Below are 20,642 nucleotides of genomic sequence, written 5' to 3' on the forward strand. Positions count from 1 at the left end.
GAAGGGGAGGGTTTGCGAAGAGGGAGATTGGAACCCGTATATCCTTCATCCGGAATGCTCAATTGACCTGTTTTTTGATCATGCCTTCCAGGGTCCGGTACTCCTCGTTCTGCGGATCCAGCTTGATCGCCCTGCTGATGGATTGCATGGCCTCCCCGTATTTCTCAGCACCCATATGGATCAGCGCTTCCATATAGAACGTGCGAGCCTGCATCACCCCTTCCGTTTCCACCGACCGGGCACAGCGGAAACCGAGTCCCACGCCGTAGCTGTTGTTCATCGGGTCGTTCCAGAACCGGTGCGTGGTGGTGGTGCTTTCCGCCGGGGCGTACCAGGAACCACCGCGGATGACTTTCTTTTTACCCGTGGTCAGGCGGTCGACATAGGTGCCCGTGGAACCCAGCATGACAGCTTCGACCGGACCACTCGGATTCATCATGTTATTTTTGCTTTTGTAGTAGTGCGGGTCGTACCAGTCCGCGACCCACTCAAACACGTTGCCCGCCATGTTGTACGCACCGTAAGGGCTTTTGCCTTCCGGATAGTGGTCCACATTGGCGGTGAATTCTTTTTTGCGACCGAAGTTGGCTTTGCTGGCATCCAAATCGTTGCCCCAGGGGTACTTGAAGCCTTCCGGCCCGCGGGCGGCGTTTTCCCACTCCGCTTCCGTGGGCAGGCGCTTGTTCGACCAGCGGCAGAAAGTGTCTGCGTCATGCCAGTTCACGCCGCTCACCGGCTGGTCCGGCTTGTTCCGCTTGTGGTCATCCCAGTAGGCCGGAGCCGGGTGGCCGGTGGCTTTCAGGAAATCGGCGTACTGGCGGTTCGACACTTCATACTTGTCGAGATAGTAAGGATCGAGGAGCACCTGGTGCGCCGGACCTTCATCGTGAAACGCTTCACGGGAAACCCGGTATTTCAATTTCTGCGCCGCGGACATATTGGGCTTCGGGGAGTGCGGCTCCCGGTCCACCCCCATTACAAACGGACCGCCCGGAACCATCACCATACCCGTCGGAATCTGCATCGACTCTTGAGCGCGGGATGTTTCCGGAGTCACGAGTCCGACGAATCCCGTGACCGCCACTGCCACCGCCATGCATGTCAAACCCAACTTGAGCGTTCGTTCTCCGTTCATAGCCGCCTCCTTTGAATGTGTTTGGGGATTATTTATGGAAAAGCGCTTTGCAAGCATCACGCCTATAAGCAATGTAGTTACCTTCAGGGTACGGGACCACTTATTATTAGAATTTTTCCTACCTTTTATAGGTATTTTTCCTAATGAATTAAGCACGACCTTTATCCTTATAATGCTTTCAAGGTTTTACCCGGAACTTTCTGACTTCTACGCTTTATCTAATCTTTGTCTAAAGATAGGCTTAAAATTAAAGTTTGTCAAATATAAATTTAAAATAAATTTGACAAACTTTAGAAATTACTATTATATTTATGGTTATGAACAGCTTTCGAATCGATCATGTTGCTAAATTGACGGGACTTTCCAAGCACGTCATCCGTTCTTGGGAAAAGCGGTTTGGTATCCTGGAGCCCAAACGGGGGGAAAACCGCTACCGGGCTTACGATCAGGAAGACGTGGATTTGCTGATCTACCTCAACGAGCAGCTCGGGCAGGGGTACAGCATCGGGGAGCTCGCGGCGGCGGGTCGGCCGGAATTGTTACGCCGCATGCGTGCGGCGCAGAAGAAGAACCGGGAACGGTCCAGTGCCGCCCATGACCGCATTCTGGACGACCTGGTTGCCAGCCTGGCCCCGTTTCAGCGTCAACAGTTCGACCGCCGCTTCAACGAAGCGGTGGCCCTGCTTCCCTTCGAAGAAGTGTTCTTCAAAATCCTCATTCCATTACAGCACCGGGTGGGTGACATGTGGGCGGACGGAACCGTGGGGGTGGGCGTGGAGCATTTTGTCACCCAGCAGGTGCGCCAGAAGTTCATGGCGGTGCTCAATCACCTTCGAACCGGCGAGGACGGGCCGAAGATCGTGATCGTCTGCCCGCCTGAGGAACTTCACGAAATGGGTGCCCAGACCGCGGCGTACCTGTGCGCCCTACACGGCTGTCACCCGCACTACCTCGGCGCCCAGCTGCCGGTGAAGGAACTGGCCGCCTTCTGCACGCTGGTGCATCCCAACCTCGTCCTGCTGTCTGCAAGCAACCAGTTGAGTGATGGGGAGGCCAAATCCCTGGCACGGCAATACCAGGAAGAGGTCCTGCCGCTCTGCCCCATGTGGGCCGGGGGGCAGGCCATGAAAACCTCGCGCCACCGTTTCGAGGAGGTGGGCATTGACGTGCTTGACGACATGGATCACCTGGAAAGCCGGCTGAAGCGCATCGCCCAGTTTCTTCACCCTCCCACCATCAAAACCGATACGGAGAAATCCAAATAGAAAGCAGCAAAGCCCGCCTGCCAACATTCAATACCTCAAATAAAGAAAAACCCGCCTGCACCGATTGCCAAGTGCGGGCGGGTTTTTTGCTTCCAGAAGCCGGAAAGGCTGCAAGGGGCCGGGGGGCCGGAAAAATCGTTACGGACCATTCGGCGTGGTCACTTTACTCAGCTCGTCCCGGATTTTTTTGATTTCAAAATGGCGGGCGTATTCCTTGAGCTTGTGGGCCCACACGGCCGCCTCCGCATTCAAATGCTCCAACTCATCCAGATGAACCTCCAGCTGCGAAAGAATGCCCAACCGGGCGCTCTGATTGATTTTCTCGAACAGGGTGTCCGGTATGCCGAGGGTCAAGGGATCGATCCTTTTCTCCCGGCTTCGCTCGGCGTCCTGTTTCTGGGTGGGGTCTTCGTAGATGTATTCCACATTCAACTGTTCCTTCAACATCGCCAACAGTTCATCGCGTTCCACGGGTTTTTTCAGCACGCCGTGGATGCCGCCTTCGAAGCACATCTTGCTCAACACCGCAAACGGGGAGGCGGTGACGATGACGATTTTTATTGTATCCTTGCCGAATCGTTCCAGGATCTGCAGGGAAGCTTCCACGCCGTTCATCTTGGGCATGCGGTAATCCATTAAAACGATATCCGGTTGCCAGATATCCAGCAGCCGCAGGGCCTCGGCGCCGCTGTCCGCGGGCCGGGCGTCGATGCCCAGAGGTTGGAGCATGTCCACCAGGATCTCGATGTTGGATTCGTTGTCGTCCACCACCAGGGCCTTGACATCGAAGCCGTCGGCGAGGCGGGTCACCCATTTCAAACGGTGGTCCTTGTAGGGCACGGAGCTCTCCGCAGGAGGCAGGGTGATGGTAAAGAAGAATCGCGACCCTTCGCCCGGCCTGGAATCCATTTTCAGTTCTCCGCTCATCAGCGCGATCAAACGCTTGCTGATCGACAGTCCCAACCCGGTACCGCCCCGCGACAGGGATTCATCCTGCTCAAAGGGATCGAAAATCATTTCCTGTTTTTCCGGCGGGATGCCGGGCCCCGTATCCGCCACTTCGAAATAAAATTGCTGGTTTGGCATTGCCAGGACCTGCAACACGATTTGGCCCTCGTCCGTGAACTTGACCGCATTGCCCAGCAGATTCACCAACACCTGGCGCAGCCTGCCCTGATCGCCACGCACCAGAATCCTTTTTTCGAGATCAATGCCCTGGATAATCAGCTCCAGATCCTTCTCATTGCACTGCAGCTGGAAGATTTGCTTCAGGTCGATTACCAAGTCACTCAGGTTGAAATCCTGCTCGACGAATCTCAGTTTGTCCGCTTCGATCTTGGAGATATCAAGGATGTCGTTAAGCAAGGCCAGCAGATGATTGCCGGAACGGTAAATGCCCTGCATTTTATCCATCTGCGCCTGGTCCAGGGTTTTGACACGTCGCAGAATCTGGGCGTAACCCAGAATGGCGTTCAGCGGGGTGCGGATTTCGTGGCTCATGTTGGATATAAAGGTGCTCTTGGCCCGGCTGGCCTGTTCCGCGCTCTCCTTGGCCGCATTCAGTTCCTGGGTCCTCTCACTCACCCGGTTCTCCAGTTCGACCGCATGATCGCGGATGCGCTCGGCCATGTCCTGCACGGACCGGGACAATTCACCGATCTCGTCCCGGGTATCCATGGCAACCTTCACATTCCAGTTGCCGTCACCCAGTTCCCGCGTTCGTTGCATCAGGTCGGAAACCGGCCGGGTGATGGATCGGACAAAAAACGCACCGAGAACCAGAAACACCAGCACGCTGCTGCCGAACATCCAGTGCAAAAATTGCTTGAGTTCGAACAACGGAGCCAGGACTTCCTCGGTATCGAGCTTCAGGACAAGAGCCCAGTCGAGGCCGTCGAACCCGAGGTAACCCAGGGAGTGAACATAACCGACCAGTTCCCGTTTCTGGCTGGTGTTTTCGTAAAGGTATCCCCCCTTCTCACCGCCCAGCACCCGCTTGACCGGTTCCCATTCCGACAGGTCCGTTCCAAAAGACAACCGGTTATCCTGGTTGTTATCCGAAGCGACGTCGGAACTGTTGAGGCCGCTTAAAATCAGGTGGCCCCTTTCGTCTACCAGGTAGTATTGAAAACTTTTGTACTGGGAATCCTGCTGGATATGGTCGAGGTTTTTCCGGATTTCCTCGAGATCGATCCCCGCCTTGAGCAGGCCTTCCGATTTGTAACCCAGGGTGTAGGCCAGATTGGGGATTTTGGCGATGACAGGGAGGGTCTCCCGCTGGGTGCTTTGATCGAAATGCACTTCATCAAGCCAGACCTTGGCAGCATTCAGGCCGTTTTTATACCATTCCTCATCGGCTTGGTAATAATCCCCTGGGTTGGGCCAGGCGGCGACAACCGTACCAAACCGGTTGACCGCCATCATCTCATTGAATACCCGGTGACCGTTTTTCTTCCAGAAGAACCGGATTTTAAGAAACAGGGTGTAGGAAAGGGCGTTATCCACCACCTGGTCGATGAAGGAATGCCGCTCCCACCTGGCCCAGGCGCGATCGATTTCCTCGATGAACGTCTGGCGATTGTCCATCTTTTGAAAAAACCGGTTGGACTGCTCGATGTCTTTCAGAATCTGTCGGTCGCTGGCCAGCTCCTGAACCGCTTCAATACGCATCCTCAGGAGTTTCTCCAGGATCTCCATGGAATTGCGGGTGAGGTTGTACGACTCGGTGCCGATTTGCTCTTTGAAGGCCTCCTGGGAATGATTGAACAGAAAATACCCGACCACTCCGATGCCAAGACCCATCAAAAAAATAAACAGAATGAGTTTTTGCCCCAGTTTCATACACGCCTCCCCCCAGAGGGCGGTGCCTGGTTGACTTGCGGCACCACAGTGCTGAAAACAACCCGCGCTCGCGTGGAGTGAAGCAACCCCAGTGCTGTACTTTTCCGAGATCAGGCGGGCCGGGTTAAAATGATTCCCCTTCAGACTTTATTTTAAAGACCAGAAAACCAATATAATTAAGGTAACCCAACCAACTCTTGCCAGGCCCCCTTTAATGCGTTCATGACAGAATAAAGTCGCCTGAAAACCAGGGAAACTTTGGGATCGTTTAAAATTAAAACAGTTATCGATGCGAAAGTTTCGGGTGGATGCAAAAACCACAATCATAAAAACATCGCCAAAAGATATCCGAATCCTGATAGACTCCTTTCGTCCAAAGGGGGTGAATGTTTTGCATTCAAAGTCTGGCGCAAATCCGCCCCTTTTTGTTAGGATGGGCCAACACGCCTCAGGAAACCGATCATGACCAACCTCGACACCATCCTTTCCATCATCGTCGGCATCCTCATATTCGGGGCGGCGATTTATGTGTTCCGCTCGCGCAAGTACGAGCCGCCCCCGGACCGCGAACAGCCGCCGTGGGAGATTCCCCTGCAACCGGGAAAACCGGAGCCGCAGTTTTCGGCGGAAGACCGCAAGTTTTTTGAGGAAGTGCTGGGCGTGGACGTGGACGAGCACCGGGAGTTCTTACGGCCGCTTGCCGAGCTGGAAGAAACGCAGGGCGTGCATTTCCGCGACCTGTATGCGACCAACGAGGATCTCGCACGCAACTTCTGGGAAGGGGTGGCGCATTCGTACTTCGAGGAAAAGCATTTCAACCAGGCCGCCGACTCCTACCTCAAATCGCTCGGCTTCCATTTGAAACATTCCACGGAAGAAACGGCCGAAACGGCACAATTGCGCTGCAACCTCGGCATCGCGCTCACCGAAACCGGGCGCAGCGGCGAGGCCATCCACCAGTTCGAAAAATCCCTTTCCTTCAACAGCGAACACGGCGGGAACAACCGCGAGGTCATCGCCGCCCTGCTCCACAATCTGGGCTGGGCGTGGGAGACCGAAGGCAACAACGCCAAAGCGCTCGATTACTATGGGCGCTCGCTCGCACTGTGCGAGGAAATCGGCGACGAGGACGGCGTCGAAAACCTCAAGCCGAAAATCCAGGCCCTCCAACACGAAAAATAGCGGACCCCGGCCAGGCCGGGAGCGAACAGTTTGTATTTGGAACGGGCCCACGGATCATCGTCCGCCCACCGGGTATTACCCCGTTTTCTCAGGCGTGGCCTGGATCATCTCGCGGGCGTACTGGAGGGTGGCGTCGGTGATGGTTTCGCCGCCGGACATGCGCGCGATCTCCTCCACCCGCTCATCGTAGGAAAGTTCGGTGATGGTCGAGCGCGTGCGTTTGCCCGCCACGGTTTTGTGCACGCGGAAATGGGCCGTGGCCATGCCCGCGATCTGCGGCAGGTGGGTGATGCAGAACACCTGCTTGGTGGCGGCGATTTTCTTGAGCTTCACGCCCACCTTCTCCGCCACCTTGCCGCCGATGCCCGCATCCACCTCGTCGAATACGAGGATGGGGATGTCGTCCTGCTCGTTCAGAATCGATTTCAACGCCAGCATCACGCGCGACAATTCACCTCCCGACGCGATGCGCGCCAGCGGCTTCAACGCTTCGCCCAGGTTGGGCGAGAACAGAAACTCGACGGAACCGATGCCGTCGGCGTGCGCCTTCACGGCCTTTTTGTTGTACGTGGTGAACCCTTCCGGGTCAGGTTCGTAATCGAAGCGCACGCCCAACCGCACGTGCTTCATGCTGAGGTCTTTCAGTTCCTTCTCCACCGCCTTCTGCAACGTGTCCGCCGCCTGCTCGCGTTTCTTCGCCAGGTCCACCGCGAGTTTCGCGACCTGTTTCTGGTGTTCGGCGATTTCCTGTTTCAACCCGTCGACCGCTTCTTCGCCCAGCGACAGCGACTCCAGCTCTTCGCCGATTTTTTGGCGGTGCTCCAAGATGACGGCGATGTCATTGCCGTACTTGCGTTTGAGACCGTTGATCTCCGCCAGCCGGTCCTCGATCTCCTCCAGCCGCGACGGACTGAAGTCGATGCGCTTCACGTAATCGCGCAGTTCCGCCTCCAGCTCCTGGGCCTCGATATAAGCGTTGCCCGCACGCACCGCCTGCGGCTCCAAAACCGGGTCGATTTCCGGCAGTTTGCCCAGCTCGCGGTCGATGCGTCCCAGCAGATCCAAAACGGAGCCATCGGAATCGCTCAGCATGGCCAGCACCTGTTCGAGGGCCGCATTCAGTTTTTCGGCGTGATTGAGTTTGTGTTTCTCGGCGCGCAGTTCTTCGTCTTCGCCTACCGTCAACGCCGCGTCGTCGATTTCCTTCACCTGGAACTGCAGCAGATCCTGTCGTTGCAATCGGTCGCTCTGGTGATTGAGCAGGTGGTTGAGTTGCTCGACCTTCTTGCGGTATGCACTCCACGCTTCCTGGTACGCGGCCTTTTCCTTGCCGAGCTTGCCGTAGCGGTCGAGCAGGCCCACGTGGTGCTCGGCGTGCAGGAGCGATTGATGATCGTGCTGGCCGTGGATGTCCACCAGCCGCTGGCCGACCGTGGCCAGAGCGGAGACGGTGAGCGGGCTGTTGTTGAGGTAGGCGCGGTTTTTGCCTTCGAGGGTGATGAGGCGTTTGATGAGGACTTCGTTGTCCTCGACCTCGATGCCGAGTTCGCGGATGGTGTCGAGCGTCGCCGGGTCGTCCACCGCCAGCACGGCTTCCACCGTGGCGGAGGATTCCGAGGAGCGGATGCTGTCGGTGTCGGCGCGTCCGCCCAGGATCAGGTTCAGGGCGTCGATGATGATGGATTTGCCGGCGCCGGTTTCGCCGGTGAGGATGTTGAGACCCGGGCCGAACGCCACCCTCAGGTTGTCGATGATGGCGAAGTTGGTGATTCTCAGTTCCTGCAACATGGAAGGGATCAGTCCAAACGGCGCTCGACGTCGCGCAACAGTTCGCGGATGTGCCGGCGGTGGTCCTCCATCTGGGGTTCCTCGTTCACGGTCCCGGCCAACCGGAGGGCATCCTGAAGTTCGCGCTGTGCCTCGCGGTACCGGCGGTTGGCCAGATACGACTGAGCGAGGTAGTAATGGTTTTCCCAGTTGTCCGGTCCCAGCTGGACGGCGGTTTCCAGATGCTTTATGGATTTTTCCAGATCGCCGCCCAAAAAGAAAGGCAATTCGTAAAGCATGCGGCCGAGCGCGCGGTCGGGTCCGCCGCCGTCGATATCCGGGGCCAACTGCCGCGCGCGTTCCATGTTGGTGCGGACGGGATCGATGATGTTCAGGCTGGCCCACAGTCCCTGCATCTGCCCCTGTCGTCCCAAACACAGGCCGCGCAGGAAGTAGGCGATGCCCGCCTGCGGGTTGTGATCGATGGCCTTGTCCACGTTATCCAGGCACCGCTTCAGGTGCTCGGCCTTCACCTGCGGCTCCCACTGCGCCAGCTTGTAATCGAGGTGCGCGAGCTGGCAGAAGTCACGGTGGGTCAGCGGCTGGTACTGAAAGTGTTTCACCAGTTTAATTTTTGCGCGCTGCACCGCATCCCATCCCGCCTCGCCCTGGTACAGGGTGCACGGCGCGGCTTCCACGATGGAGGAATGGGCTACGAGCGGAACCGAAACAAACGCGCAGACCAGAACCGCGCTTCGCAAAAATTTTTGGAATGGGATGGATGTCATTATTAACGAGGATACGGGCCCGCCCAGTTGCCGGGATGGACTATTAGGAAATATTCAATCTTTAATTTTTCATTCCCACGTGGAAAGGGCGTTTACGATATAATCGGCAGCATTACGTCGCAAACTGTATGGCAGGACTTACGCACGCTTTGAAATTTCCCACAATTTACCACAACTGCAAATCCCGCAGGCAACCAATCCGTTCCCCGCTATTTAAAATGGCGCTGGGGTTGTGCCTGTTGACAGCCTTGTTCTCCGCCGTCCCGGCATGGGCGGAGTCGCCGCAGGAAGCGGTGAAGAACCTGCTTGTCACCATCCAGCAGGTGAAGGAAGTGGAGTCCCTGTCGCCGGAGGAAGCAAAGGCCAACCGTCACAACATGGACCGGGCGCTGTCCTATCTGGACGTGGCGGAGGTGAGCAAACAAACCCTCGGCAAACACTGGAAACGGCGCTCACCGGAAGAACGCAAGCAGTTCACCCGGCTTCTGGGCGAATTGTTCCGCTACGTGGCCTTTCCCAACTCGGCGAAGTTTTTCCGCGAACTCAGGATCGAATACAAAGGCAACTCGAAAGACGGCAATGCCGCCACGGTGCCGGTTTTGGTGCACCATAAGGAGGAAGGCGAGATCCGCATCGACTTCGACCTGCTGGAATCCACCAGCTGCTGGCGCGTGGTGGACGTCATCCTCGACGGCGTCAGCATGCGCAACAACCTGAGGACGCAGTTCTACCAGATCTTGAAGAAGGAAGACTTCGCCGGCCTGATGGCCCGCATGCAGGAGCGGCTGGACACCGCCCGCGGCGGGGGATGATCCTCCCTTTCACCAGAAAAATTAGGCCCGCGCCCCCGCCCTGCGGTATGATGGCGGAACCTTATTACTCCTTAAAACTCAGTCAATCCGCATGAAAAAAATCGGCATGGTCAGCCTGGGCTGTCCCAAGAACCTGGTGGACACCGAAGGCCTGCTGGGCGACCTCAAACAGAACGGCTACGAACTGACGGACAACTCCGCTGAGGCGGACGTGCTCATCGTCAACACCTGCGGCTTCCTGCAATCGGCGGTGGAAGAATCGGTGAACACCATTCTCGAGATGGCGCGGCACAAACAAAACGGCGGAAAGTGTGAACGTCTCATCGTCACCGGTTGCCTGGCCGAACGCCACCCGGATGAACTGTTGAAAGAAATCCCGGAGATCGATCACCTGCTCGGCACAAAACAATACCCCCTGCTCAAGAACCTGATCCGCAACAACGGCGGCCAGCGCAACCTCATCCACGAACCGGCGCAGTATTTCGAAGCGTACAACCACCGCGTCGTCACCACGCCGTTTTACTCCGCGTACATCAAAATCGCGGAGGGTTGCTCCAACCAGTGCTCGTTCTGCATCATCCCTCAACTGCGCGGACCCATCAAGAGCCGCCCCATCGATTCGATCCTCGAAGAAGCGCAGGCGCTGGCCGAACAGGGCGTGAAGGAAATCAACCTGGTGTCGCAGGACACCACGCTTTACGGTTACGACCTGCGTATGAAGAACGGTCTGGTTGAACTGCTCGAAAAACTATCGGACATTCAGGGTATCGAGTGGATTCGCCTGTTCTACTGTTACCCGACGGTGGTCAACGACGCGTTGATCGACGCCGTGGCGCGGCTCGACAAGGTGGTCAAGTACATCGACGTGCCCCTGCAACACACGCACGACTTCATGCTGCAACGCATGAAGCGGCAGGAACGCGAAGCCGGCGTGCGAGCCATGCTGAAGAAACTGCGCGAACGCATCCCCGGCGTGGCGCTCCGCACCACGTTCATCACCGGTTTTCCCGGCGAGACGCAAGAACACTTCGAACACATGGAAGCCTTCGTGCGCGAGATGGAGTTCGATCACCTGGGCGTGTTCGCCTACTCCGACGAACCCGGCACCACGGCGTACGACTACGCCGACAAGGTCGATCCCGCTCTCGGTGAGGAACGCCGCGACCGCCTGATGGCGGCGCAGCACGATATCGCCGTGCGCAACAACGCCGCCCGCGTGGGACAGGTGCACCCGGTGCTGGTGGAGGGACTCGATGACGACGGCATGCTTTTGATGGGCCGCCTGCCCATTCAGGGACCGGACATCGACGGCCAGGTGATCATCGAAAACAGCCCGGTGGAGCCCGGCGACATCGTCCCCATGCGCATCACGGGATCGCTCGACTACGACCTCGTCGCCACGGTGGACAACGGTACCGATTGATCCCTGCGGGTCGGCCCGATCCGTTCCTTAAAAGACATACCGGCTCAACCGGAGACCCGGCACCCAGGAGGTGGACATGCCTATACAGCGGATCGGCATACTGACCGGCGGCGGTGACTGTTCCGGCCTGAACGCCGTCATCCGCGCCCTCACCCTGTCCGCCATCCGCAACCACAACCTGAGCGTCATCGGCATCGAAAAAGGGTTCGAGGGGCTGGTCTTCAATCATTCCCAGGAGCTGACGCTCCGCAGCGTGCGGGACATCCTGCCGCAGGGCGGCACCATCCTCGGCACCTCCAACAAGGGCGATCCTTTCGCCTTCAAGGAACTCCATAAAGACGGCAGTATCACCACCCACGATTATTCTTCTCGCGCCGTAAAAACCTTCCGCGACCTCAAACTCGACTGCCTGTTCGTGATCGGCGGCGACGGCTCGCTGCAGATCGCCTACAAACTGAGCGAGCTGGGCCTGCCCGTCATCGCCGTGCCCAAGACCATCGACAACGACCTCGAGGGCACCGACTACAGCTTCGGTTTTCACACCGCGGTGCAGGTGGCGACCGACGCCATCGACCGCCTGCAAACCACCGGGCGCAGTCACGACCGGGTGATGATCCTGGAAGTCATGGGACGGAGCGCCGGGTGGATCGCGCTGGAATCGGGGATTGCCGGCGGCGCACACGTGATCCTGGTCCCGGAAATCCCGTTCGACTTCAACCTGGTGACGGCGAAGATACGGGAACGCCAGGCCATGCAGGCACCGTTCAGCCTGGTGGTCGTGGCCGAGGGGGCGATGGAGAGGGACTGCCGTCCGATCACCCAGGAAGCCGCCACCACCCGCCTGCAGGGCGTGCCGCAGTTGGGGGGCATCGGCAACCACCTCGCCGGCCGGCTGGGACGGGACATCGACCTGGAAGTGCGGTGCACGGTACTGGGACATATCCAGCGCGGCGGCACCCCCATCGCCTTCGACCGCGTTTTAGGCACCCAGCTGGGCAGTTTCGCCCTGCATTCCGCGTTGAAGGGACGTTTCGGCACCATGGTGGCGCTCCGCACCCCGGATTTGAACCTGGTGCCGCTCAAGGACCTGGCCGGACGCACCCGGCAGGTGCCGCTCGACTCTCAGCTCATCCGCACCGCCGAGTCGGTGGGCATCTGCCTGGGGCGTTGAATGGGGCCCCAAAAACCTCCGGATTCCGCCCGGCAAAAAAGGTCAAAAATATTTTAAAAATTACTTTGCTTTCCTCTGCGGACAATCTTATATTTTTTGTATAACCTCCCGGTTTTTGGGGCGTTATCCAAAAGTACGTAGGCCACGACGCCTATGGTTTTTTGGTGTTCCTTTTCTTTGCTTGATCGAGACAAAATGGGAACGCTAAAAGGCATGACCAGGATGCGGGCAACCCAAATTGGACTCTCCGTCAAGAAATTTAAAAACGCCTGTACAGGCAACTTTATTTTTTCTGGAGAATGAGACCCATGTCCAAGACCATTCGCAGCAACAAACCGCAGATGGAAAAAAACCCGAAACAGCAGACCGGCCAGCCGGAACAGCGCAAATCGGCAAAACCGAAACCGTCCAAAGGCAAGTAATCGCTTAAACGGCGTAGTGAAAGCCGGGGAGGTGGCGTCCTGGTCCACCTCTTCCGGCTTTTTTGTTTTTGAAAATCAAAAGGAGACGAAAAAACGAGGCTCCTTTCCAAACACCCTGCGATTCCCGCCTCCCCCACTTCCCCCGAAGACAGACATCGAAATCCCCCGCTTCGTGCCGGGACGCTCTTAAAAAGAACCCGCCTCCGCCTGCAAGTGGAAACCAGGCGCTGGCCTAGAGGGACGCGTTGCGGCGCACGGACCCGGTCCGGATGCCCGGTGGCCTCCCCGCAGCGGAGCCTTGTTTCTGGGCCATTTAGAAGCTCTTTTGCCTTGTCTTGGTCAGGGGGGTATGATACTCTATCTGGAAGCCCTCTACTGGCCTGATAACGGCGCAAGCCGTTTGTTTGTAATCATTTATCTCGCACGTCTCTGGACTGGACCAGGGGTGACCCGGTGGGTCCTGCCCGAACATGGCGGCGGCGAAGCCTTGTGGATTCGCAGTCGCGGCCGCATTTTACGGCGGCAGGCAGAACAAACCTCGACGGGTTCCTGGTACGGGAAGAAGGAGACGGAGGCTCAACCATTCGCACTCAGGAGTTTTGTTTCATGGCAGACATCGCAGTCAAAGAACTATTGGAAGCCGGGGTTCACTTCGGGCATCAGACCACCCGCTGGAATCCCAAAATGAGAGACTATATTTTCAGTGCCCGAAACGGCATTCATATTATAGACCTGCAGAAGACCATCCACAAATTCCGCGAGGCGGAAAAGTTTGTGGAGAACCTGACCCAGCAGGGCAAGAAAATTCTTTTCGTCGCCACCAAGACGCAGGCCAAAGAGTTGATTGCCGAGGAAGCCGCACGCGCCAACATGTTCTACATCAACCAGCGCTGGCTGGGCGGCACGCTGACCAATTTCCAGACCATTCGCAAGAGCATCGACCGCCTGCTGGAACTGGAACGCATGGAAGAAGAAGGCAAGTTCGCCCTGCTTCATAAAAAAGAAGCCCAGCAACGGCGCAAGGAAATCGAAAAGCTAAATAAATTCCTGCAGGGCATCAAGACCATGAAGGACCTGCCGGATGCGGTGTTCATCGTGGACACACGCAAGGAGCGCATTGCACTGGCCGAGGCCAACAAGCTGGGCATCCCCGTGGTGGCGATCGTGGACACCAACTGCGACCCGGACGGCATCGACTACCTGATCCCGGGCAACGACGACGCCATCCGGTCGATCAGCCTGTTCACCAAGCGGCTGGCGGACATCGCCATCGACGGTCACGAGATGCACAAGGCGAAACAGAAGGACAAGAAGGAAGAGGCGGAGGCAAACGCCCAGAAGGGCGATTCCAAATCGGGCTCCGATTCCGACAAGAAGAAGGAAGAGGCCGCCGATTCCAAGTCCAAGGCGGACGCCAAGCCGAAGGCGGAAAAATCCGTTCCCGCTTGAACCGACCCGGCCTCGGGGTCCTTCCGGCCTGCCTGAGGTCAACCAGAGAAAACGAAATTCAACGACCGGTCCGGCCGGCGCACACCCCGGCTGAAAGCCAGCCACGGGAAGGTGGCCCGTCCGCGCCCGGACCCGGATCGTGCACACATCAAAAACCCGGACTCAATCGATCCAGTCAACAAGAGAGGCAATCACAATGGAAGTGACAGCAGACATGGTCAAAACCCTGCGCGAAAAATCCGGCGCGGGGATTCTGGAATGCCGCAACGCGCTCAAGGAAACCAGCGGTGACATCGAAGAAGCCATCACCTTTCTGCGCAAGAAGGGCATGGCAAAAGCGGACAAGAAAGGCGACCGCACCACGGGCGACGGCGCCATCGGCTCCTATATCCATCCCGGCGCCAAGATCGGCGTGCTGGTGGAGTTGAACTGTGAGACCGACTTCGTCGCCAAAAACGACGAGTACCAGGCTCTGCTGAAGGACATCGCCATGCATATCGCCGCCGCCAAGCCGCGCTTCACCTCCCGCGAGGACGTCACGCAGGACGTGCTGGACAAGGAACGCGAGATCTTCGCCCATCAGGCACGCGAATCCGGCAAGCCGGAGAACGTGGTCGAGAAAATCGTGGACGGCAAGATGAGCAAGTTTTTCGAGGAAAACTGCCTGCTCGACCAGCCCTTTGTGAAAGACACGTCCATCAGCGTTCAGGAGCTGATCAAGCAGAAGATCGCCACGCTGGGGGAAAACATCACCGTGGGTGGGTTTTCCCGCATGGAAATCTCTAAATGAGCGACGACACGGAACCGGCGAAAGCACGTTTCAAACGCATCCTGCTGAAACTGGGCGGAGAAAGCCTGGCCGAGGTGGGCGGCTTCGGCATCGATCAGAAAGCCCTTCAGGGCATCGCTGAGGAAATCGCCGAAGCCCGGAAACTCGGCGTGCAGATCGCCATCGTCATCGGCGGCGGCAACATCCTGCGTGGCGCCACCGCCAGCAATCTGGGGATGGAGCGCGTCACCGCCGACTACATGGGCATGCTGGCTACGGTGATCAACGCCATGGCCCTGCAAAGCGCGCTGGAACAGATGGACGTGCCGACCCGCGTGCTGACGGCACTGGACATCCGCCAGGTGGCGGAACCCTACGTCCGCCGCCGCGCCATCCGTCATCTCGAAAAAGACCGCATCGTCATCTTCGCCGCAGGCACCGGCAATCCCTACTTCACCACGGACACCGCCGCCAGCCTGCGCGCCATCGAGATCGAGGCCGAAGTCATTTTCAAAGCGACGAAAGTGGACGGCGTGTATTCCGCCGACCCGATGCTCGACACCACCGCGGTCAAGTTCGAAGAGTTGACGTACCTCGAAGTTTTGAAAAAGGGGCTGAAGGTGATGGACTCCACATCGGTCAGCCTGTGTATGGACAACAAACTGCCCATGGTCATTTTCAATGTCAGCAATCCGGACGCCATCAAGCGCGCGATCATGGGCGAATCCATTGGAACCCGGGTGGGGGCAAGCTGATTCATGGACAACTTACTCAAAGATTCCGAACGCAAAATGAAAGCGACCATCGACCACCTGCACCAGGAGTTCGGCAAGGTGCGCACGGGCCGCGCCTCGGTGGCCCTGGTCGAGGACATCAAGGTCGAATTTTACGGCAACCCGACGCCGCTGAACCAGACCGCGACGCTGTCCACACCGGACAGCCGCACCATCTCCATCGCACCGTGGGACCCGACGATGCTGCCGGTGATCGAGAAGGCCATCTCCGCTTCCGACCTCGGGCTCAACCCGTCGAACGACGGCAAGGTGATCCGCCTCAACATACCCCCGCTCACCACCGAGCGTCGCCAGCAGATGACCAAGATCGTGCGCAAGTACGCCGAGGAGGCGAAGGTCGCCATCCGCAATATCCGCCGCGACTTCAACGACAAGATCAAGGCGATGGAAAAGGAAAGCGCCATCTCGAAAGACGAAGAGAAGCGCGGTCACGATCAGATCCAGAAGATGACGGACAAATACGTCGAAGAGGTGGACAAGATCGCCGAGTCCAAGGAAAAAGATGTGATGGAAGATTGACCGTTGCCGTATAATGGTCGCACCGGGGACGCCCGCACCGGAAGGGCCCGCCCGGCGAACCGGTACCCTTCGGAGGTTGTCGTCCTTGTACAAATCCCCGCTCATGGATCAGATCGATTTCAACCGCCTGCCGCGGCACATCGCCATCATCATGGACGGCAACGGGCGATGGGCGAAAAAGAACTTCATGCCCCGCGTGGAAGGCCACCGCCAGGGTGTGAAGTCGGTCGATCACATCGTCACCCTCTGCACGGAGATGCACATCCCCGCGCTCACCCTTTACTCCTTCTCTGACGAAAACTGGAACCGGCCGCGTACCGAGATCAACGCACTCATGAAAATCCTCGACACGTACCTGCACAAGGAACTGGAGCGGATGAAGCGCGAGAACATCCGGTTCAACACCATCGGCCGTGTGTACGAACTGCCCGCCGACATCCAGAACCTCATCCAGCACGCAAAGGACTATACGGCGGACAACGACGGACTGGTGCTGACCCTCGCCTTGAGTTACGGCGGGCGGCAGGAAATCCTCGATGCGGTGCGCAGGATCGTCAAGCAGGTGCAGGAAGGCAAACTGCGTTACGAGGACATTGACTTCCCCGTGCTGGAAGCGAGCCTAGCGACACACGGCCTGCCGGAACCCGACCTGCTCATCCGCACCAGCGGCGAGTTGCGCATCAGCAACTTCCTCCTTTACCAGATCGCGTACACGGAATTGCACTACACCGACGTCCTGTGGCCGGAGTTCCGCGAAGACGACCTGCTGAAGGCCATCATCGATTTCCAGAGACGCGAACGCCGCTTCGGCATGATCGGCGACCAGATCGTCCAGGCCTAGCTGGCCCGCGGCCGGTGGCACGTTCCCAATGCGTGAGTCTGGAATCAACCAAGGCCTGCACGCGAACGACGGATGGCTTTCCCGATCAGGAAACGGGTTTGCACGGGTTACTCGCCAAAGTTAATTTGACGTTCCAACTTTTCATGAAAGTCACCGAACCATGAAACGCATCCTGAGCGCACTCGTATTGATCCCCGTCGTGCTGGGCATCGTGCAGTACGGATCGCTGGAACTGTTTTCCATCCTGGTGCTGGGTGCGGTGGTGGCCGGGTGGTTCGAATACTCGCGCATGCTGAACGCCATGGGAACACCCGGCTTCCCCAAACTGGGCCTGGCGCTGTGCGTGCTTCTCACCCTGTGTTTTTACATCAATGGGTTTTACCTGATCTGGCTGGCGGCGGCGCCGATGGTCCTGCTTCTACAGGCGCTCACGCAGGGTCCCATCCTGAAAAACAATCTGGACCAAACGGGCTACACCTTTCTCGGCATCGGCTATGTCGCGGGTTTGATGAGCTTTTTCATTCTGATCCGGGAGCTGGAGCCGGGACATTTCATGATCTACTTCCTGTTCCTGGTGATCTGGGGAAGCGACACCGCCGCCTACTACGTCGGCCGAAGCATTGGAAAAACCCGGCTTGCGCCGGAAATCAGTCCCGGAAAAACCATCGAAGGGAGCCTGGGAGGGCTGCTTGGAGGATTGCTCGGCGGCCTCATCGCGAAGTACGGGTTCTGGCACGAGTTGGCTTTAAACCATTGTTTGATTATGGCGTTATTTTGCGGTATCATCGGGCAATTCGGAGATCTCGTGGAATCGATGTTCAAACGCGCCGCGGGCGTGAAGGATTCGGGCGCGCTGATTCCCGGACACGGAGGGGTATTGGACCGGCTGGACAGTCTGATGTTCGCCGGACCGGCATTCTATTGCTACGAAATCCTGATACGCAATCCTCTCCCCGTTTGACCGTTTATTTTTTCAAAGCGAGTGGCTCACGTTTCGTCCTGCCGTTCGGCTCCACGTTGTTTATCAGGGGTTGTTGAATGAAAAAAATTTCTATACTGGGATCGACGGGTTCCATCGGCGTCAACACACTGGATGTCATTGAACGCAACCCGGACCGGTTCCAGGTCATCGCGCTTGCGGCCTGCAGCAACGTGGATGTGATCGCCGAGCAGGCACGCAAGTTCCGGCCGAAGCTGGTTTCGCTGTTCGACACCGGCAAAGTGGAAGCCCTCAGGAAAAAACTCAAGGGACTCAACATCGAAGTGGTTGAAGGACAGGCGGGCTCCATCCAGGCCGCCACCCTGCCTGAAGTGGACATGGTGGTCTCCGGCATGGTGGGTTGTGCGGGACTCGTGCCCACCTACAGCGCGCTCAAGGCGGGCAAGGCACTGGCTCTCGCCAACAAGGAAACGCTGGTGGTGGCGGGCAAGCTGATGATTGAAGCGGCGGAAGAACACGGCTGCCCCATCGTTCCCGTGGACAGCGAACACAGCGCCATCTTCCAGGCGCTGAACGGCGAACAATCCGATCGCATCAAACGCATCATCCTCACCGCGTCCGGCGGGCCGTTCCGTACCTTCACCTGCGAACAGCTCGAGCACGTCACGCGCGAACAGGCGTTGAAACACCCGAACTGGGACATGGGCGCGAAGATCACCATCGATTCGTCGACCATGATGAACAAGGGGCTCGAATACATCGAAGCCAAGTGGCTGTTCGGGCTGGAGACGCAGGTGGACATTCTCGTCCACGCGCAGAGCATCATCCATTCACTCATCGAATTCGTGGACACGTCGGTGATGGCGCAACTCGGCATGCCGGACATGCGCGTTCCCATCTCGTATGCGTTGTCGTACCCGGACCGCATCGAATGCGACCTCCCGTCGCTGGACCTCGCGCAGTTGGGCACGCTGACGTTCGAGCCTCCGGACTTCCAGCGCTTTCCCTGCCTGCAACTGGCGCACGACGCGCTCGACATCGGACAGACCATGCCCGCCGTGCTGAACGCGGCCAACGAAATCGCCGTGCAGGCGTTCCTCGACGAACTCATTCCGTTCAAGGACATCCCGGAAATCATCCGGATGGCGCTCAACAACCACAAGCCGACAGCGGTGAACGACATCGAAGATGTCCTGGAAGCGGACCGCTGGGCGCGCGAAGAAACCCGCAAGCTGGTCACCGTAACCCACTGAACTACGTGAACGCCGCACCCGCCTCACCGATCCAAACCAACGTAAAACCGATTTCCCCCAACCCACTCGCTACTTGCGGAGGTTTTTGTGTTTCGCATCGGTAACGGTTACGACGTGCACCGCCTGGTGGAAGGCCGCAAGCTGATCCTGGGCGGCGTCGAGATTCCACACACGCTCGGCCTCGACGGCCATTCGGATGCCGACGCGCTTCTGCACGCGTTGTGCGATGCGCTTCTGGGCGCGTGCGGGCTCGGCGACCTGGGCCATCACTTCCCCGACACCGACGACCAGTACAAGGGGATCTCCAGCCTGGTCCTGCTGGAAAAGGTGAACGCTTCGCTTCGCGAAAAAGGGTTCATCGTGGTCAACACCGACGCCACCATCGTCGCGCAGAAACCCAAACTCGCACCCCACATCGACCAGATGCGAAAGAACATCGCGGACACGCTGGGCATCAACCTCTCGCAGGTGAACGTGAAAGCCACCACCACGGAAAAACTCGGCTTCGCCGGCCGCGAGGAAGGCCTCGCCGCTTACGCCGTCGCACTCATCGAGTCGCGCTGACCCTTCCGGCCTGCCTCCCCTTTTAAACATCCTGAATTCAGCTGTTTTCAGAATACCGCCCGATCGGGCCTTTCAATTTTCACTCTCCTTTTTCCTTTCCAGTTTTTTAGCATCGCGGATACGCCAAAACACAAAGACAGAAGATTGGAAATTTGGTATAACGAGTTATTCCTTTTCGGGGAAATTGCCTTTACATTAAAGAGAAGGGTGGATGGCCCACGGGCCCGGCAGTGTGCCGGCGCAGGGTAGAAAACCGGAGGGGAACCGGGATGGGAACGGACCGTGGCTTCGTTCCGCAAACGATTTTTCAGGGGAGAGGGAACATGAACGTGAAACGCATTTCTGTTTTGATCGCGCTGTCGGGATTGTTGATGATGCTGTCGTCGTGCAGTCTGTACACACCGTTGTCGCAGCCTTCAAGCTCCGCATTGCAGTTGAAGATGGACAAGCAGGATTACACCCTCCTCGGGGTGGGCATGGGAACCGCGTGTTCCAATTTCTTCTTCGGGTTTCCGTCCGGCGAGCAGACTTACCAGAAGGCGGTGAACCAGGCCGTGCAGTCTCGCAATGGCGACCTGTTGATCCAGACCTCGGCCGACCTGGAACAGAACTATTTTCCGCTTCCGTTCTTTTATTTCTGGAGCCAGTCCTGCGTGACCGTGCAGGGCCTGGTGGTCAAGCTCAACGCGTGATTGTCGACTCCGGTT

18 protein-coding genes are annotated in these 20,642 nt (G+C 57.9%); 14 read left to right on the top strand and 4 right to left on the bottom strand.

Features of this window, described 5'->3' with window-relative positions; all coding sequences use genetic code 11:
* Positions 1 to 58 precede the first annotated feature (58 nt).
* The gene (locus ACTRXA_RS08745; protein WP_442426823.1) at positions 59 to 1,135 is read right to left on the bottom strand and encodes an SUMF1/EgtB/PvdO family nonheme iron enzyme; all 1,077 of its coding nucleotides are present in this window, start codon (positions 1,133 to 1,135) and stop codon (positions 59 to 61) included.
* 317 nt (positions 1,136 to 1,452) lie between these two features.
* On the opposite strand from ACTRXA_RS08745, the gene ACTRXA_RS08750 reads away from it, so the two are divergent.
* The gene (locus ACTRXA_RS08750; RefSeq protein WP_442426824.1) at positions 1,453 to 2,400 is read left to right on the top strand and encodes a MerR family transcriptional regulator; all 948 of its coding nucleotides are present in this window, start codon (positions 1,453 to 1,455) and stop codon (positions 2,398 to 2,400) included.
* A gap of 138 nt (positions 2,401 to 2,538) precedes the next feature.
* Here the strand turns inward: ACTRXA_RS08750 and ACTRXA_RS08755 are convergent, their stop codons facing one another.
* Positions 2,539 to 5,241, bottom strand: coding sequence for an ATP-binding protein (locus ACTRXA_RS08755; protein WP_442426825.1), 2,703 nt, complete (start codon positions 5,239 to 5,241; stop codon positions 2,539 to 2,541).
* Between the two features lie 462 nt (positions 5,242 to 5,703).
* On the opposite strand from ACTRXA_RS08755, the gene ACTRXA_RS08760 reads away from it, so the two are divergent.
* Positions 5,704 to 6,423 carry a tetratricopeptide repeat protein gene (locus ACTRXA_RS08760; protein ID WP_442426826.1) on the top strand — a complete coding sequence of 240 codons (720 nt, stop codon included), beginning with the start codon at positions 5,704 to 5,706 and terminating at the stop codon, positions 6,421 to 6,423.
* Positions 6,424 to 6,498: 75 nt separating this feature from the next.
* On the opposite strand, the gene recN is transcribed toward ACTRXA_RS08760, so the two are convergent.
* Both recN and ACTRXA_RS08770 read right to left on the bottom strand, forming a co-directional pair.
* Positions 6,499 to 8,211, bottom strand: coding sequence for a DNA repair protein RecN (recN, locus tag ACTRXA_RS08765; protein ID WP_442426827.1), 1,713 nt, complete (start codon positions 8,209 to 8,211; stop codon positions 6,499 to 6,501).
* A gap of 8 nt (positions 8,212 to 8,219) precedes the next feature.
* The gene (locus tag ACTRXA_RS08770; protein WP_442426828.1) at positions 8,220 to 8,951 is read right to left on the bottom strand and encodes a tetratricopeptide repeat protein; all 732 of its coding nucleotides are present in this window, start codon (positions 8,949 to 8,951) and stop codon (positions 8,220 to 8,222) included.
* 176 nt (positions 8,952 to 9,127) lie between these two features.
* On the opposite strand from ACTRXA_RS08770, the gene ACTRXA_RS08775 reads away from it, so the two are divergent.
* From ACTRXA_RS08775 to ACTRXA_RS08830, 12 genes are all read left to right on the top strand, one after another.
* Complete coding sequence (locus ACTRXA_RS08775) at positions 9,128 to 9,790, top strand: MlaC/ttg2D family ABC transporter substrate-binding protein (protein ID WP_442426829.1); 663 nt, start codon at positions 9,128 to 9,130, stop codon at positions 9,788 to 9,790.
* A 91-nt stretch (positions 9,791 to 9,881) separates the two neighbouring features.
* Positions 9,882 to 11,213: a 30S ribosomal protein S12 methylthiotransferase RimO gene (gene rimO, locus ACTRXA_RS08780; protein WP_442426830.1), complete on the top strand. Its 1,332-nt coding sequence runs from the start codon at positions 9,882 to 9,884 to the stop codon at positions 11,211 to 11,213.
* Between the two features lie 76 nt (positions 11,214 to 11,289).
* A complete protein-coding gene (locus ACTRXA_RS08785) occupies positions 11,290 to 12,384 on the top strand; it encodes a 6-phosphofructokinase (RefSeq protein WP_442426831.1) in 1,095 nt (364 codons plus the stop codon).
* Positions 12,385 to 13,412: 1,028 nt separating this feature from the next.
* The gene (gene rpsB, locus ACTRXA_RS08790) at positions 13,413 to 14,255 is read left to right on the top strand and encodes a 30S ribosomal protein S2 (protein WP_442426832.1); all 843 of its coding nucleotides are present in this window, start codon (positions 13,413 to 13,415) and stop codon (positions 14,253 to 14,255) included.
* 196 nt (positions 14,256 to 14,451) lie between these two features.
* Positions 14,452 to 15,045: a translation elongation factor Ts gene (gene tsf / locus ACTRXA_RS08795; protein ID WP_442426833.1), complete on the top strand. Its 594-nt coding sequence runs from the start codon at positions 14,452 to 14,454 to the stop codon at positions 15,043 to 15,045.
* Entirely contained in the window at positions 15,042 to 15,779 is a 738-nt protein-coding gene (pyrH, locus tag ACTRXA_RS08800) for a UMP kinase (RefSeq protein WP_442426834.1), read from the top strand. The genes tsf and pyrH overlap by 4 nt, the downstream gene beginning before the upstream one ends.
* 3 nt (positions 15,780 to 15,782) lie before the next feature.
* The gene (frr, locus tag ACTRXA_RS08805) at positions 15,783 to 16,337 is read left to right on the top strand and encodes a ribosome recycling factor (protein ID WP_442426835.1); all 555 of its coding nucleotides are present in this window, start codon (positions 15,783 to 15,785) and stop codon (positions 16,335 to 16,337) included.
* Between the two features lie 85 nt (positions 16,338 to 16,422).
* Complete coding sequence (locus ACTRXA_RS08810) at positions 16,423 to 17,178, top strand: isoprenyl transferase (RefSeq protein WP_442426836.1); 756 nt, start codon at positions 16,423 to 16,425, stop codon at positions 17,176 to 17,178.
* Between the two features lie 160 nt (positions 17,179 to 17,338).
* Positions 17,339 to 18,139, top strand: coding sequence for a phosphatidate cytidylyltransferase (locus ACTRXA_RS08815; RefSeq protein ID WP_442426837.1), 801 nt, complete (start codon positions 17,339 to 17,341; stop codon positions 18,137 to 18,139).
* A 77-nt stretch (positions 18,140 to 18,216) separates the two neighbouring features.
* Positions 18,217 to 19,371, top strand: a complete 1,155-nt coding sequence (locus ACTRXA_RS08820; protein WP_442426838.1) for a 1-deoxy-D-xylulose-5-phosphate reductoisomerase — start codon at positions 18,217 to 18,219, stop codon at positions 19,369 to 19,371.
* Positions 19,372 to 19,458: 87 nt separating this feature from the next.
* A complete protein-coding gene (gene ispF, locus ACTRXA_RS08825; protein ID WP_442426839.1) occupies positions 19,459 to 19,935 on the top strand; it encodes a 2-C-methyl-D-erythritol 2,4-cyclodiphosphate synthase in 477 nt (158 codons plus the stop codon).
* Positions 19,936 to 20,258: 323 nt separating this feature from the next.
* On the top strand, positions 20,259 to 20,627 hold the full coding sequence (locus tag ACTRXA_RS08830) for a hypothetical protein (RefSeq protein ID WP_442426840.1): 369 nt from the start codon (positions 20,259 to 20,261) through the stop codon (positions 20,625 to 20,627).
* Positions 20,628 to 20,642 lie beyond the last annotated feature (15 nt).

The organism is Nitrospina sp. P1_D6, assembly GCF_052156615.1.
Classification (GTDB): domain Bacteria; phylum Nitrospinota; class Nitrospinia; order Nitrospinales; family Nitrospinaceae; genus Nitrospina.